The organism is Photorhabdus sp. RM71S, assembly GCF_042879355.1.
Lineage (GTDB): Bacteria > Pseudomonadota > Gammaproteobacteria > Enterobacterales > Enterobacteriaceae > Photorhabdus > Photorhabdus kayaii.
On record NZ_JBHFKV010000005.1, the window covers coordinates 89,831 to 105,184 of the forward strand.

General features: G+C 44.1%; 13 protein-coding genes. 3 read left to right on the top strand and 10 right to left on the bottom strand.

The annotated features are described in order from the left end of the window. Positions 1-75 precede the first annotated feature (75 nt). From ACGF5R_RS04530 to ACGF5R_RS04540, 3 genes are read right to left on the bottom strand one after another with little or no spacing between them, the layout of a single operon-like run. Positions 76-1,191 carry an ABC transporter permease gene (locus ACGF5R_RS04530; RefSeq protein ID WP_387689919.1) on the bottom strand — a complete coding sequence of 372 codons (1,116 nt, stop codon included), beginning with the start codon at positions 1,189-1,191 and terminating at the stop codon, positions 76-78. Next, a complete protein-coding gene (locus tag ACGF5R_RS04535; RefSeq protein ID WP_112877202.1) occupies positions 1,191-2,336 on the bottom strand; it encodes an ABC transporter permease in 1,146 nt (381 codons plus the stop codon). Before ACGF5R_RS04535 ends, ACGF5R_RS04530 begins: the two co-directional genes overlap by 1 nt. A gap of 7 nt (positions 2,337-2,343) precedes the next feature. After that, positions 2,344-3,315 carry an HlyD family secretion protein gene (locus ACGF5R_RS04540; RefSeq protein ID WP_262980385.1) on the bottom strand — a complete coding sequence of 324 codons (972 nt, stop codon included), beginning with the start codon at positions 3,313-3,315 and terminating at the stop codon, positions 2,344-2,346. A gap of 237 nt (positions 3,316-3,552) precedes the next feature. On the opposite strand from ACGF5R_RS04540, the gene ACGF5R_RS04545 reads away from it, so the two are divergent. The 3 genes from ACGF5R_RS04545 to ACGF5R_RS04555 all read left to right on the top strand — a co-directional run bounded on the left by ACGF5R_RS04545 (position 3,553) and on the right by ACGF5R_RS04555 (position 7,942). Next, positions 3,553-5,250 (top strand): LytS/YhcK type 5TM receptor domain-containing protein, encoded by a 1,698-nt coding sequence (locus ACGF5R_RS04545; protein ID WP_387689921.1) that lies wholly within the window; start codon positions 3,553-3,555, stop codon positions 5,248-5,250. 2 nt (positions 5,251-5,252) lie between these two features. Beyond that, positions 5,253-5,969: a two-component system response regulator BtsR gene (gene btsR, locus ACGF5R_RS04550; protein WP_112877199.1), complete on the top strand. Its 717-nt coding sequence runs from the start codon at positions 5,253-5,255 to the stop codon at positions 5,967-5,969. 170 nt (positions 5,970-6,139) lie between these two features. Continuing rightward, positions 6,140-7,942: a carbon starvation protein A gene (locus ACGF5R_RS04555; protein ID WP_387689923.1), complete on the top strand. Its 1,803-nt coding sequence runs from the start codon at positions 6,140-6,142 to the stop codon at positions 7,940-7,942. A gap of 139 nt (positions 7,943-8,081) precedes the next feature. Here ACGF5R_RS04555 and ACGF5R_RS04560 read toward each other — a convergent pair whose 3' ends face one another. The 7 genes from ACGF5R_RS04560 to rbfA all read right to left on the bottom strand — a co-directional run bounded on the left by ACGF5R_RS04560 (position 8,082) and on the right by rbfA (position 15,300). Continuing rightward, on the bottom strand, positions 8,082-9,995 hold the full coding sequence (locus ACGF5R_RS04560; RefSeq protein WP_387689925.1) for a DEAD/DEAH family ATP-dependent RNA helicase: 1,914 nt from the start codon (positions 9,993-9,995) through the stop codon (positions 8,082-8,084). Further along, complete coding sequence (yrbN, locus tag ACGF5R_RS04565; RefSeq protein WP_105394837.1) at positions 9,985-10,065, bottom strand: protein YrbN; 81 nt, start codon at positions 10,063-10,065, stop codon at positions 9,985-9,987. Before yrbN ends, ACGF5R_RS04560 begins: the two co-directional genes overlap by 11 nt. Positions 10,066-10,166: 101 nt before the next feature. Beyond that, positions 10,167-11,051, bottom strand: a complete 885-nt coding sequence (gene nlpI / locus ACGF5R_RS04570) for a lipoprotein NlpI (protein WP_112877196.1) — start codon at positions 11,049-11,051, stop codon at positions 10,167-10,169. 124 nt (positions 11,052-11,175) lie between these two features. Beyond that, on the bottom strand, positions 11,176-13,305 hold the full coding sequence (gene pnp, locus ACGF5R_RS04575) for a polyribonucleotide nucleotidyltransferase (RefSeq protein WP_112877195.1): 2,130 nt from the start codon (positions 13,303-13,305) through the stop codon (positions 11,176-11,178). Between the two features lie 245 nt (positions 13,306-13,550). Beyond that, positions 13,551-13,820, bottom strand: a complete 270-nt coding sequence (gene rpsO / locus ACGF5R_RS04580; protein ID WP_015836102.1) for a 30S ribosomal protein S15 — start codon at positions 13,818-13,820, stop codon at positions 13,551-13,553. Positions 13,821-13,942: 122 nt separating this feature from the next. Further along, positions 13,943-14,890, bottom strand: coding sequence for a tRNA pseudouridine(55) synthase TruB (gene truB, locus ACGF5R_RS04585; protein ID WP_112877194.1), 948 nt, complete (start codon positions 14,888-14,890; stop codon positions 13,943-13,945). After that, complete coding sequence (gene rbfA, locus ACGF5R_RS04590; protein WP_049585104.1) at positions 14,890-15,300, bottom strand: 30S ribosome-binding factor RbfA; 411 nt, start codon at positions 15,298-15,300, stop codon at positions 14,890-14,892. The genes truB and rbfA overlap by 1 nt, the downstream gene beginning before the upstream one ends. Between the last annotated feature and the right edge of the window lie 54 nt (positions 15,301-15,354).

A 15,354-nucleotide genomic window follows, 5' to 3' on the forward strand; every position in this document is an offset into this window, starting at 1 on the left:
GTGCAGCCAACAAAGAGGCAACTTGAAAGATGACGGGTATAAATCATCATTTGAATAACCTACATAAATAATAGGTTATTTTCCTAAATTCCTCTGACGCACCATACCGATAAGAATCCCTAGCAGAGTATAAATCACACCAAGGACCAACATCATAGCAATATCTCCCAATACACTCTGTAATGGCAACCCCATCTGGTTAACACCAGCAATCGCTTTTGTTGCCCAAGTAGACGGTAAAGCCGAAGAGATTGCTCTTACCCAATCAGGCATTGCCTGTACCGGCCAAATGGTGCCGGAAATATAGAATACAGGCGTTGTAAGTAAAGCGATCGTCAAATAGATCATCTCTACACTGCGCATACATTCTGTCACTAATTTCCCTAATCCAAGCACTGCCAACATAAACAGAAAAGTCAGCATTAATAGCAAAGGAATAGATGCTTCCTGCCGATATCCCAATACCCACGGCCAAAGCACAAAAAAGATGATGGAAAGAAAAAGCCAAATCGGTAATAGCGCCGACAGCGCTCCCAAATAGACAGGCAATGGTGGTTTACCTTTCGGTGTACCACGTATCGTAATACTGACCCGCACACAAGATATCAATAGCGAGTGTTGTAATAACATCACTAATAAACCGGGAAAAACAATTGCGGCAAAACTGACACCAGGGTTAAATAATCCAATAGTTTCACTACGAATCGGCATTAATAATAATGTTGTCTGTTCAGGACTAAAACCATATTTCAATAATAATTTGCTGTTATATTCGTTTAGCAATTGCCGGTGAGCAGAAGTCAATTCTTGTTGAATTTGTCCATTAGCAAGACGACTGGTTGCATCGCCATAAATCGGAAAGGTGATATTTTTTCCATTAAGGATATTTTTCTCCAAGTCCGCCGGGATGATAATAATCGCAAAAATTTCACGTAGCAGTAGATCGTGACGAGCATCAGCCAGATTGTCATAACTGTGGACAGCAATTTTAGCCGTGGAGTTAAGTTGACGTATCAAAGCACGACTAGCAGAGCTGTGATCTTGGTCGATCACGGCAACCGGTAGATCCCATACTGTTGGCCGGACATATACCAAACTCATCATACACAAGGAAACTAGCATCAACATCCACATGGGCTTTTCCAACATTCCCATTAATACCCGGCGAAAAGTTTGCCAATACATCTGCATTATTCATCACCCTGTGGCAAGCCAAGCCGTTTAAATAACCGGTTTCGCACTAGCAGAAAGCAAACGACCGGATAAATAAGCAATAAAGCACAAACAGATAAAATACCCAGTAAAGAAACCTCACGCAGAAAAATATCAAACATCGCATTTAGTGCGTGCGTCAAAGGCTCAATATTGGCAATTATCCGCGCCGGCAATATCATTGATAATTCTGGCACTGACATACCTGAAAAAGTTGTCGCAATACTGACTAGCACTCCGATTAAACTGTAAGCCGTCAGTGTGCTATTAGTGAAAGTAAACAACAACAAGCCAATACTTTGAGCGGCAATGACATAGAAGAAACCCACTATCACCATATATATTGGGTTACCATTCACTTTTGCATCAAATATACCAATCAGAGCCGCCAATTCTACAATTAGCAACAAAGTAAAAAACAGGGTATAAGGCGCCAGTTTTCCCAATAGAGCAAAAGTAAACGGTTTCATTGTCATCAGCATTTTGCTGCGTGCCATGCTATAAATCGTGCAGGTTACAACAAAAAGCTGTAACAAATGGATTGTAGCCGCAAACTGCTGATAATAGATGTAACTACCGCTGGCATTAAAAAGGCTGTCATAAACGAGCGTAACATTGGCTAATGGAGGTAACTGATGGCCCATTTCTGTCGCCAATATAGAACGGTACTTCGCATTAATCTCTGCCATTAATCCACTGAGATCTTGAATAGAATAACTTCCGGCACCATAAAACAACGCGTTGTAATACATACGCACGGTCGGCTGATGTCCTGTAAGTGCATTAGCTTCAAAATCGTGCGGGATATAAAGTAAGGAGTAATCCTTAGCACTGCCAAGCCGTTCAAGAGATTCCTGCAATCCACCATCATAAGATTTAATCTGCGCATGAGAAGCCGCATTCAGGTTACGTATTAGATGACGTGACAGCGGACTCTGATCATTATCAACCACCGATACTGGCAGATTGAGCAATGTCCCTTCTGAGAAATTAGCACTGATAAGCACAAATAGCATCAACGGGAATAACCAGCTTAACCAGTGAAAAACTGGACTACGAATCACAGCCCGGATTTCTTGGCTAAAAGCACACTCGAAACCACGCCATGCAACCTTGTTCCGCATCAGTCACCTACTTATCCCAACGCCACAATGCACTCATACCAGGACGTAAACCTTCAATAGGCTGTAAGGAATACAAGCGCACTTCAAAGGTTCTTAAATCGAAATCACCGGTGGCACGAGTGGCACGTTTAGTCGCGTAATCACCCATTGGAGAGATATAACGAACTTCGGCTTCAATCTCTTTATCACCTAGCGCAGGTATACGAAGTTTGACTTTATCCCCTTTGTGCACCTTTGCCAGAATGTCTTCCCGCAGGTTATAAATAAAATAAGCTTCTGGTACACGGATTAATGCCACTAAGGGGCTATTAGCACTAAATAATTCACCAACTTCTGCCGGAATCGGCCCAACCTCCCCCGCGACAGGTGCTTTGACCTGCAAATCATTACTCTGGGTTTGTAACTCAATCAGTTGCTGTTCAGCCTGACGTAAAGCCGCTGCATATTTCTGACGCAGTTCAATCCTGTCACCATGCATACCTTCATCCAATACCGCTTTTGCACTCTGCATTTTCTGATAGGCAACATCTCTACTTCTGTGAGCATTATCTAGATCGTTCCGTGAAACATAGCCTTTAGATGCTATATTCTGAATACGATCATATTCACGTACCGCGTTATCATATTCGGCCTGAGCTTGTGCCAAACCCGCTTCCAAATTTCGAATACTTTCTTCACGTGTTCCATGAAGAGATTGTTCCAACTGCGCTTTGGCTTGATCACGAGCAGCTTCTAATGAAGCAACCTGGGCCAGTAATTCAGGGCTTTCAAGTGTAATCAGTAACTGCCCTGCCTTAACATCATCTCCTCGCTCAACGTGACGTTTAATCACTCGTCCCTTAGCTTTAGATGCCACAATTACTTCCGGTGCATCAACTTCACCTTGCAACAATAAATATTGGTTATGGGAACGAAATAACACAGCCATTGCTGTGAGCAAAATAACCAGTAAAATCGTAAAAAGTGTTCTTTTTTTCATGATGTCTTACACATCCAAAATTACCCGACTCGAAACTAACGCTATAGCTTCGCATTGTTCTACGGAAAATTTCTTATATGTTTGTGCGTATAATCACTGATAGAAAGGAAAACGCTTTATAATAGTGTCGTGGTTTATGATTCTTGTCAAATATTAACCCACTTAAACTAAACTTTTAATAATATTATTAGCTGTTTCTGTAAACTAATAACATCCATAAATCCTCCCGGAAAGTTTATGTACGAATTTAATCTTGTATTGTTATTACTACAACAGATGTGTGTTTATTTGGTTATCGCCTGGCTACTAAGTAAAACACCGCTATTTATTCCACTGTTACAAGTGACTGTACGTTTACCTCATAAGTTGCTGTGTTATGTTACTTTTTCCATTTTCTGTATTATGGGAACTTATTTTGGACTGCATGTAGGTGATTCCATTGCCAATACCCGAGCTATTGGCGCTGTCCTTGGCGGACTTCTGGGTGGACCCGGTGTCGGCGCACTGGTGGGATTAACCGGTGGACTGCACCGCTATTCTCTTGGTGGGATGACCGCTTTCAGTTGCATGATATCGACCATTATTGAAGGTTTAATCGGCGGCATTATTCACAGCTATCTGATGAAACGTGGTCAGATAAACCGACTGATTAATCCCTGGACAGCCGCTATCGTCACGTTTTGTGCTGAAATAATACAAATGGGCATTTTACTACTGCTCTCTCGTCCATACAGTGAAGCATTAGCGTTGGTCAAAAATATCGCCGCCCCCATGATCGTCACCAATAGTATCGGCTCAGCAATGTTTATACGTATCCTGCTTGACCGACGCGCGATATTTGAAAAATACACCAGTGCATTTTCTGCTCAGGCACTAAAAATCGCTGTCTATACCGAAGGTATTCTGCGAAAAGGATTTAATGAAAATAACAGTATGAAGGTAGCGAAAGTTATTTATCAACAACTGGAAATAGGCGCAGTGGCTATTACAGATAGAGAAAAACTCCTGGCGTTTATTGGTATCGGTTCAGATCATCACCTCCCTGGAACACCTATTTCTTCAGAACAATCTCATCGAGCAATTGAAAATAATGAAGTGGTTTATGCCGATGGCAATGAAATACCCTACCGTTGTTCAATCAATCCAACCTGCAAATTGGGTTCCACTCTGGTTATTCCACTACAGGGAGAAAATCAGCAAGTTATCGGCGCAATCAAACTTTATGAAGCCAAAAACCGTCTGTTCAGCTCAATCAATCGCCCCTTGGGGGAAGGTATTGCCAGTTTATTATCCGCCCAAATCCTCGCAGGGCAGTATGAACGTAACAAACAATCACTACTTCAATCAGAAATTAAGCTGCTTCATGCGCAAGTGAATCCTCACTTTTTATTTAATGCCTTAAATACCCTGCAAGCAGTGATCCGACGGGACAGTTATCAAGCAGGTCAATTAGTACAATATCTCTCAACCTTTTTCCGTAAAAACTTGAAACGGTCAGAAGAGATTGTCACGCTGTCTGATGAAATAGAGCATGTGAATGCTTACTTACAAATTGAGAAGGCGCGTTTCCGTGAACATCTGCAAATAAATATTGAACTGCCGGAATCTCTGATTCACGCCAAATTACCCGCTTTTTCTCTCCAGCCAATAGTAGAAAATGCGATCAAACACGGCACATCACAGTTATTAGAAACCGGCAGAATTACTATTCGTGCTCATCAGCAGAATCAATTGTTGATACTGGAAGTGGAAGATAATGCTGGTCTTTATAAATCGGTCTCTATGGGGGATGGACTAGGAATGAGTCTGGTAGATAAACGGCTACGACTTCGCTATGGTGAAAATTATGGCGTGCAAATAGATTGCCTGCCAGAAAAATTTACCCGCGTAATTTTACACTTGCCACTCATTAAAGAGGCTAATAAAACTGTGTGAATATGAATATATTAATTGTTGATGACGAACCGCTTGCGCGAGAAAACCTACGTTGTTTGCTAGAAGAAGAACATGATATTCAAATTATTGGCGAATGCGCCAATGCCGTTGAAGCCATTGGCGCCATACATCATCTAAAACCCGATGTTGTATTTTTGGATATCCAGATGCCACGCATCACCGGATTGGAAATGGTTGGTATGCTCGATCCAGAGCATCGTCCCTATATTGTTTTCCTGACCGCATTTGATGAATATGCAATACAAGCGTTTGAAGAGCACGCATTTGACTATTTATTAAAACCACTGGAAAAAAACCGTCTAACCAAAACCTTACAACGATTACGGCAAGGGTATCAGAAACAGGATATTTCCACCCTGAAAGCAGAAGAGCCGCTGAAATATATCCCATGCACCGGCCACAGCCGAATCTGGCTTGTGCAGCTGGATGAAATCCTTTATGTCGCCTCCCGCCCAAGTGGAGTTTATGTTATGTGTACCAATGGGCAGGAAGGATTTACTGAACTAACACTTCGCACATTAGAAACCCGCACACCAATGATGAGAAATCATCGTCAATATCTGGTCAATATGACCCATCTGCGCGAAATCCTATTTGGTGATCACGGACAGGCCGAACTGATTCTACGCAATGGCAAAACTATCCCCGTCAGCCGCCGTTATTTGAAACCATTGAAAGAGGCACTAGGATTGAAGTAACCATGACACTCATCATCTTTTCAGCGGGTTAATCTGTTCTTACTCACCGCTCACCTGCTGAATCTGACCACTTAACCCGCCATACAACCACTCACTTAGACACTCCCTTATAGCTTCCTTTACCTATGACAAGATACGAGTAAAAATTTATAACTCTCAGGAGAAGAGAAATGCAACACGCTCTCACATTTGTCATTGCAACGTTGTGTATTCTGGTTATCTGCTACCGCTTGTACGGCGTATTCTTCGTTAAAAAGGTACTGAAAGCAGATGACAGCGAGGTTACACCTTCCCATTTACTGGAAGACGGTAAAGATTATGTACCCACGAAAAAATGGGTCAATTTTGGTAGCCACTTCGCAGCAATCGCAGCCGCAGGACCTCTGGTTGGCCCTGTATTAGCAGCTCAATACGGTTATTTGCCAAGTATGTTATGGCTACTAATCGGCTGTGTTATCGGCGGGGCCGTGCATGATACGGTTGTTTTATTCGCCTCAATGAAACATAGTGGTAAATCCCTGTCAGAAGTTGCCAAAACAGAACTTGGTCCAATTGCTGGTTGGTGCACCGGCCTTGCGATGTTGTTCATCATTACGATTACTATGGCAGGTCTCTCTATGGTAGTCGTTCATGCACTAGAACGTAATCCCTGGGGAACATTTGCAGTATTTATGACCATTCCGGTCGCAATCGGAGTCGGTCTATGGGAGCGCTTCACAGGTAATATGCGCGGGGCAACTTGGGTAGGTATTATCACCATTATGGCTTGTGTGATTGCCGGCCCTTACATTCAGGCATCTGCTTTCGGTGAATGGCTGAGTCTGCGTACATCAACTGTCAGCTTGGCACTGCCAATCTATGCGTTTTTTGCCACCGCTCTGCCTGTATGGATGTTATTGACTCCCCGTGGTTATCTTTCCAGTTTTATGAAAATCGGTGTATTCGGCGCACTAGTTGTGGGAGTCATCTTTATTAACCCGGAGATCCAATTCCCGGCAGTCACTGAATTTATTCATGGCAATGGCCCTGTACTGGCCGGTCCAGTGTGGCCGTTTATCTCCATCACCATTGCGTGTGGCGCTATTTCTGGTTTTCATGCATTTATCGGCTCTGGCACAACACCAAAGCAGATCGATAAGTGGAGTGATATTCTGCCCGTGGGTTTCGGTGCAATGCTGGCAGAATGTGTCGTTGGTGTCATGGCGTTGATCGCTGCCACTTCCCTATATCCTGCTGACTATTTCGCTATTAACTCCTCCCCAGAGGTCTTTGCTACATTGGGTATGGATGTTATCCATCTACCAAAACTGAGTCAGGAAATTGGTCTGGATCTGTATGGCCGTACCGGTGGCGCAGTCACATTGGCGGTTGGTATGGCAGATATCTTCACCCGCATTCCTTGGTTCAGCCAGCTAGCATCCTACTTTTTCCAGTTCGTCGTCATGTTTGAAGCCGTATTTATCCTGACAGCGGTTGATTCCGGTACGCGTGTTGCCCGCTACCTGCTGCAAGATTTCCTGGGCGATATATGGGCACCTCTGAAACGTATCGACTGGTTACCGGGTTCCATTGGTTGCAGTATCGTTGCCTGTTTACTGTGGGGCTACTTACTAAATTCCGGCGATATCAATTCAGTCTGGGCACTATTCGGGGTATCCAATCAACTGATGGCCTCCATCGGCCTGATGATTGGTGCAACAATTATCCTACGTCTGTCTGAAAAACGCTGGTATACGCTGACCTGCCTGATACCACTCGCTTACCTGTACGTTACTGTGAACTATGCTGCTTACTGGATGGTGAAGAATGTTTACTTCAACTCCGCAACAAAAGGTTTCAGCATCTTCAACGGAACAATCTCCATTGTGATGGTTATCCTCGGCATTGTGATTATGGTCTCTTCCATTATGCAATGGCTGAAACTATGGCGCACCCGCAGTGCAGGTAATCCCGTTGAAGCATTAAGTAACTGATCTCTTTCTGCATATTAAAAGCTGCCTTTTGTATAAAAAGCAGCTTTTTTTATTATAAAAATATTGAAGCAATTAACTGGCAACAAAAACGGCTCCTGTAAAAAGAGCCGCTTTACTATTTAAATATCAGTCCAGGTGATTACTGTGCGTTACTATTGTTATAACGACGGCGTGGAGCAGATGAACCATGATCATCACCACGACCACGGAAACTGCTACGGCTTTGGCTTTCACCACGACCTTCACCACTGCGGCGTTCACCATTGAAGCGACGGCCACCACCATTGAAACTCTCACGATCACGACGGGGGCCATTACCGTTACCGTTACCATTGCCGTTACGCCCACCACCACGACGTTCGCGGCGTTCAAATGGCTGTGCATCACCCATTAACTGCATATTCATTGGCTTATTCAGAATGCGGGTACGGGTAAAGTGGGATAACAAATCACCTGGCATGCCTTTTGGCAATTCAATCGTGGAATGCGTTGCAAACAATTTGATGTTGCCAATATAACGGCTGCTGATATCACCTTCGTTAGCAATCGCACCAACGATATGACGAACTTCAACACCATCATCGCGACCCACTTCAATACGGTATAACTCCATTTCACCGACATCACGGCGTTCACGACGAGGACGATCACTACGTTCGCCACGATCATCAAAGCCACTACGACGACGATCATCACGTTCGTTGAATTCGCGGCGAGGACGACGAACCGGATCCGGAGGCAGAATCAACGGGCGCTCACCCTGTGCCATTTTCAATAATGCGGCTGCCAGCGTTTCTATATCCAAATCTTCTGCAGGTTGCAGTTTAGACAACAGAGTACGGTACTGATCCAGATCGCTACTTTCCAATTGCTGCTGTACATTAGTAGCAAATTTTTCCAGACGACGCTGACTCAGCAATTCAGCATTTGGCAGTTCAACTTCCGGGATAGTCAGCTTCATTGTACGTTCAACGTTACGTAACAAGCGACGTTCACGGTTTTCTACAAACAACAGCGCACGACCTGCACGACCTGCACGGCCAGTACGGCCAATACGGTGAACATAAGATTCCGCATCCATTGGAATGTCATAGTTAACAACCAAGCTGATGCGTTCAACATCCAGGCCACGCGCTGCAACATCAGTTGCAATCAAAATATCCAAACGGCCATCTTTCAGACGTTCCAATGTCTGCTCACGCAGTGCCTGGTTCATATCACCGTTTAGCGCCGCACTGTTGTAGCCATTACGCTCCAGTGCTTCTGCCACTTCCAACGTTGCGTTTTTGGTGCGCACAAAAATAATCGCGGCATCAAAATCCTCTGCTTCAAGGAAACGCACCAAAGCTTCATTTTTACGCATACCGTAAACAGACCAATAGCTCTGGCTGATGTCAGGACGGGTCGTTACACTCGCTTGGATACGCACTTCTTGCGGATCGATCATAAAACGACGAGTAATGCGACGAATAGCTTCTGGCATAGTTGCAGAGAACAGCGCAGTCTGATGTTCAGCAGGGATCTGGCTCATGATGTTTTCAACATCTTCGATAAAGCCCATACGCAGCATTTCGTCTGCTTCATCCAAAACTAAACCGCTCAGGTTAGACAGATCCAACGTACCACGCTTCAGATGGTCCAGAAGACGTCCTGGTGTACCCACAACAATTTGTGGCCCTTGACGTAAAGCACGTAACTGAACGTCATAACGTTGCCCACCATACAGTGCAACAACATTCACGTTACGCATATGTTTAGAAAAATCTGCGCACGCTTCGGCTACCTGTACCGCCAGTTCACGGGTCGGTGCCAACACAAGGATCTGCGGAGCTTTCAACTCAGCATTGATGTTATGCAATAAAGGCAAACTGAATGCCGCTGTTTTACCACTCCCCGTCTGCGCCATACCTAGTACGTCACGGCCATTTAATAAATGGGGAATACATTGTTGCTGAATTGGAGATGGCTTTTCATAGCCAAGATCTTCCAGTGCAGAAAGGATAGGTGCTGATAAACCCAGATCAGCAAAAGAGATTTCAGTCTCAGTGGTCATGTAATGGTGCCTCATTAGTTATGGCGGCCAGTCTACATAACGCATCGAAAAAAATTTCGGTCATTTTCATTTAAAATGTGAACTGGCTCAAAGTATTTAATTAAACGAACAAATAAGCCCTCATCGGTCAAGATGATGGACTTTGCAAATCAATCTCGAAATGTTCGTCAGCTATTGCTGGTCCGATTCTGATAGGTCATCTTGTTCCTGGCCTAACAGCGCCAATTCCAACAATGCATAGCGGTGCTCAACAAAGTTATGTGCATTGTTAGCTACCGTCAGCTTGAATAACGCAGATGCGCTATCCTTGTCCCCCAGACTTAGGTAATGTTTACCTAAATAGAAGTCAGTTTCACTGAGATGCTCAGCGAGCGAAGTGTTATCCGTTGCATTCTCTTTCAAGCGGTTCATCAATGTATATTCACTAATTTTGCCTAAATAGAATTCAACTATATTCCAGCCCCATTGCCCCCGGTTCGCTTTTTCGTAGTGTTGCGACAAGTTCACCATCGCCCCTTTAGGATAAAATTCCTTTTCCACCAGGTACAACCACAACGAACGGAAAGGATCATTTGGATCGTCTTGATAAAACGCCTGCAGATCATCCTGCGCTAACTTATACCGACCACCGTAATACAACGCGATGCCACGGTTAAGACGCGCGTAATTGTAAGTTGGATCAAGCTCTAATACAGAATCAAACGCTTCATAGGCGGCATCAAAATTGCCAACCTGTGTGAAGTAAATTCCCAGATAATTAAAAATCTCTGGAATATTAGGCCGAATAGATAAGGCAACAGAAAAATCATTCCGTGCCAAAGCCCTTAGCCCGAGACTATCATACAGCACACCTCTCTCATATAAAAGCTGTGCGTACTCATCTTCTGTCAATGACCGACTCGCAAGAATCTGTTCCATACGAGCCAGAATGACTTCTTGTTGCAATGAAGGTTGTAACGGAATAGCAAAAACTTCGTTTTTACGCCAATCCTTGCTGCTGCATCCTGCCAAAAGAAGTATTGCTACAGCATAACACCAGCGCAGAAAAAGATTCATTTCCTACTCCCGAAAGTCAGACATTGATTAAGAATGCCCTATCACCCATATTGCATTTATTGGGCCTCCTGCCCTGAGTCTATAAACGGCGCTTTTTTACAAGACGCCGTTTATAACATCAAATTTATTCTGCTGATTGTGGAGCCAGTGGTGTATCCTCGGCAATTACGCCGACTGTCGCTTCTTTAATACTCAGGCGAACACGACCCTGGCGATCAATTTCCAGAACTTTAACTGAGACTTCCTGACCAACCTGCAAATAGTCAGCCACTTTCTCAACACGCTTATCAGCAATCTGAGAAATATGTACCAGACCTTCTTTACCACCACCGATAGCAACAAACGCGCCAAAATCAACGATGCGGGTTACTTTACCAATGTAAACACGAGCAACTTCGATTTCAGCAGTGATTTCTTCAATGCGACTGATGGCATGTTTTGCTTTTTCACCATCAGTTGCAGCAATTTTCACTGTGCCATCATCTTCAATCTCAATGGTAGTACCAGTTTCTTCTGTCAGTGCACGGATAACTGAACCACCTTTACCGATAACATCTTTGATCTTATCAGGATTGATCTTAATGGTATGAATACGTGGTGCAAATTCAGAAATATCATTACGTGGGCTGTTAATTGCCTGTTCCATTACACTCAGGATATGCAAACGCGCACCTTTTGCCTGATTCAGAGCAATTTGCATAATTTCACGGGTAATGCCTTCAATTTTGATGTCCATTTGCAGCGCGCTGATACCTTCACAGCTACCCGCTACTTTAAAGTCCATGTCTCCCAAATGATCTTCATCACCCAAGATGTCAGACAGAACAACAAAATTATCGCCTTCTTTCACTAACCCCATTGCAATACCAGCAACAGCAGCTTTAATCGGCACACCCGCGTCCATTAACGCAAGAGATGCCCCACAAACAGATGCCATTGAAGACGAGCCGTTTGATTCCGTGATTTCAGAAACAACCCGAACGGTATATGGGAATTCGTTAGCTTTTGGCATAACTGCCGCCACACTACGTTTAGCCAGACGACCATGACCAATTTCACGACGTTTTGGTGAACCCATCATACCTGTTTCACCAACAGAATATGGTGGGAAGTTGTAGTGCAATAGGAAACGATCTGTACGCTCTCCCATCAACTCGTCAATGATCTGTGCATCACGTTCCGTACCCAAAGTCGCAGTAACCAAAGCCTGAGTTTCACCACGGGTAAACAGCGCAGAGCCATGAGTTCGGGGCAGAACACCAGTACGTACATCCAATGCACGCACCATATCTTTTTCACGACCATCAATACGTGGTTCACCACACAAGACTCGGCTACGAACAACTTTTTTCTCTAAGCTACCCAAAATTTCATGGATTTCAGCTTCTTCTAAAGCCTCATCCTGTTCCAACAGCGCTGCCGTAACTTCCTCTTTGATAGCATCAACCTGAGCATAACGCTCCTGTTTTTCAGTGATACGATAAGCATCACCCAGACGGCCTTCTGCCAATTCAGCTACACGGTCATGCAACGCTTGATTAACAGGTTCTGGCACCCAATTCCATTTTTCTTTGCCTGCTTCCGCAGCCAACGCATTAATGTTATCAATAACCACCTGTTGTTGATCATGGCCGAATACTACCGCACCTAACATTTGCTCTTCAGTTAAAATGTCTGCTTCAGACTCAACCATCAGAACAGCACCAGCAGTACCTGAAACCACCAGATCCAAACGGCTATTTTTCAGCTCATCACTGGTTGGGTTCAGCACATACTGATCATTAATATAACCAACACGAGCAGCGCCAATTGGGCCATTGAACGGGATACCAGATAGTGCCAACGCAGCAGAAGCACCGATCATTGCAACAATATCTGGGTTAACTTGCGGGTTAACAGAAACAACTGTTGCTACAATCTGCACCTCGTTCAGGAAACCTTCCGGGAACAGAGGACGCAGAGGACGATCAATCAAACGAGCGACTAACGTTTCTCCTTCACCAGGACGACCTTCACGACGAAAGAAGCTGCCTGGAACACGACCAGCAGCATAAGTACGCTCCTGATAGTTAACAGTCAGTGGAAAGAAATCCTGACCTTCTTTTACTTTCTTTTGGCCAACAACAGTGACAAATACAGCCGTGTCATCCATATTGACCATGACAGCAGCTGTGGCCTGGCGGGCCATCATACCTGTTTCGATAGCAACGGTATGTTGACCATATTGAAATTTACGAACAATCGGATTCAGCAAAATAATATCCTTTCGTTAATACTGCCTTTTATATTCAGCAGACAACAATGAATGATCTCTCCATGCCACATCCTCGCGACTAACGACAGGTCTTACTCCCTTAAGCACTCTCATTAGCCGCGCGAACCTCTGTAACTGAAGAGCCTTAACAAAAACCACCACCAGCATTTTTGTGCTGTTATCTATGATGGCTTCTCAGAAGAAAAGGGGCCATATATGGCCCCTTTCCACTGAAACTTGCTTGATTAGCGACGCAGGCCAAGACGCCCAATCAGCGCAGTGTAACTTGTTACATTTTTACGCTTCAGATAGTCCAAAAGTTTACGACGCTGAGAAACCATGCGCAGCAGACCACGACGGCTGTGGTGATCCTTTTTGTGCTCTGAAAAATGGCCTTGCAAGTGGTTAATTTGTGCAGTTAACAAAGCAATCTGTACTTCACTAGAGCCACTGTCATTCGCATCACGACCAAATTCAGCAATAATTTGCGCTTTTGCTTCAGTACTTAGAGACATATTACAACTCCAAAAATATATAAACTAAAATTACAGGTGCCGATCTCTAATTCAGCCACCCAACATATAACTGCGCCATTCTACGCTGCAAATAAGTTAAGCGCAAGATAACCCAAAATACCCTAATCCCGGCTTTCAACAACTAAACGGCGGGGAGCAACAAGCCCATCATCATTGATAACAGCAATGCCAATGAATTTTCGTTCATCACCTTCAGTTACACGTACCATACTTTCAACTAAAGCTGGGGATTTGGCACTGCGCACCGCCTGACCTTGTTTAAAATAAGCCGCAACTACTGGAATCAAATTAACCTCTGGGAAATGAGCAATTGCACTATCCATTGGTAATAGTAATGAATCAATTAATTCGCCCACAGGTATTTCCTGATCTTTGGCTTGCTGTTGTAATTCATATAATTGCTCAAGTGTCACCATGCGATCATTTGGATAATTCGCTACCTGTAAACGTCTTAAATAAATAACGTGGGCACCACAGCCTAATAATTCACCTAAGTCATCAATAATAGTGCGAATATAAGTGCCTTTCGAACAGTGTATTTCCAATTCCAGTTCATCATCTTCCCAACGGATAAACTGTAATTCATAGACTGTAATTGGCCGTGCTTCGCGTTCTACCTCAATACCCTGACGAGCATACTCATACAATGGTTTTCCCTGATATTTCAGTGCAGAATACATGGAAGGAATTTGCATGATATCACCAAGGAATTTATCCAAAGCTGCATCAAGTTGAACCTGACTTAGCTGGATTGCCCTTTCACTGATGATTTGCCCGTGTGAATCAGATGTGTCAGTTCGCTGACCAAGACGAGCTATCACTCGATAACGCTTGTCAGAATCAAGTAAGAACTGGGAAAACTTCGTCGCTTCACCAAGGCAAACCGGTAGCATACCGGTTGCCAGTGGATCCAACGCGCCAGTGTGACCAGCTTTGCTAGCGTTGAAAATACGTTTTACTTTTTGTAACGCATCATTAGAAGAAATATCCTGCGGCTTATCCAGTAACAACACACCATGTATATCACGACCACGACGACGATGCCCCATTACTTCTCCTCTTTGTGATCCGCAGAAGCCCGGCGCTGTTCATCATTCTTTACAACATTAGTAACCAGATTGGACATCCTCATCCCCTCTACCAGGGAATTATCGTAGGAGAAAGTCAGTTCTGGTACGACACGCAAACGCATTGCTTTACCCAACAGAGAGCGAATAAAACCAGAAGCTTCATTCAATGCCTTAATACCATTCTTTACCACATCGGAATCATGTTCTTCAGTCAACACATTCAGAAAAGTGACGAATACTTTGGCATAAGCCAAATCACGAGAAACTTCAACGCCAGAAACAGTCGCCATACCGATTCGGGGATCTTTCACTTCTCGCTGTAAAATGATGGCAATCTCTTTTTGCATTTCCTGTGCAACGCGCTGAGTACGACTGAATTCTCTTGCCATTGTTATATCTCCTGACATTTGGGGGGCAAAAGCCCCCCAATAATGAAATTAACC

Excerpts from the sequence above, each read along its gene's own strand:
- ACGF5R_RS04540 (WP_262980385.1), bottom strand. The coding sequence starts at position 3,315 with ATGAAAAAAAGAACACTTTTTACGATTTTACTGGTTATTTTGCTCACA.
- nlpI (WP_112877196.1), bottom strand. The coding sequence starts at position 11,051 with ATGAATCTTTTTCTGCGCTGGTGTTATGCTGTAGCAATACTTCTTTTG.
- ACGF5R_RS04530 (WP_387689919.1), bottom strand. The coding sequence starts at position 1,191 with ATGCAGATGTATTGGCAAACTTTTCGCCGGGTATTAATGGGAATGTTG.
- ACGF5R_RS04560 (WP_387689925.1), bottom strand. The coding sequence starts at position 9,995 with ATGACCACTGAGACTGAAATCTCTTTTGCTGATCTGGGTTTATCAGCA.
- rbfA (WP_049585104.1), bottom strand. The coding sequence starts at position 15,300 with ATGGCAAGAGAATTCAGTCGTACTCAGCGCGTTGCACAGGAAATGCAA.
- yrbN (WP_105394837.1), bottom strand. The coding sequence starts at position 10,065 with ATGAAAATGACCGAAATTTTTTTCGATGCGTTATGTAGACTGGCCGCC.
- ACGF5R_RS04535 (WP_112877202.1), bottom strand. The coding sequence starts at position 2,336 with ATGCGGAACAAGGTTGCATGGCGTGGTTTCGAGTGTGCTTTTAGCCAA.
- rpsO (WP_015836102.1), bottom strand. The coding sequence starts at position 13,820 with ATGTCTCTAAGTACTGAAGCAAAAGCGCAAATTATTGCTGAATTTGGT.
- btsR (WP_112877199.1), top strand. The coding sequence starts at position 5,253 with ATGAATATATTAATTGTTGATGACGAACCGCTTGCGCGAGAAAACCTA.
- ACGF5R_RS04545 (WP_387689921.1), top strand. The coding sequence starts at position 3,553 with ATGTACGAATTTAATCTTGTATTGTTATTACTACAACAGATGTGTGTT.
- ACGF5R_RS04555 (WP_387689923.1), top strand. The coding sequence starts at position 6,140 with ATGCAACACGCTCTCACATTTGTCATTGCAACGTTGTGTATTCTGGTT.
- truB (WP_112877194.1), bottom strand. The coding sequence starts at position 14,890 with ATGGGGCATCGTCGTCGTGGTCGTGATATACATGGTGTGTTGTTACTG.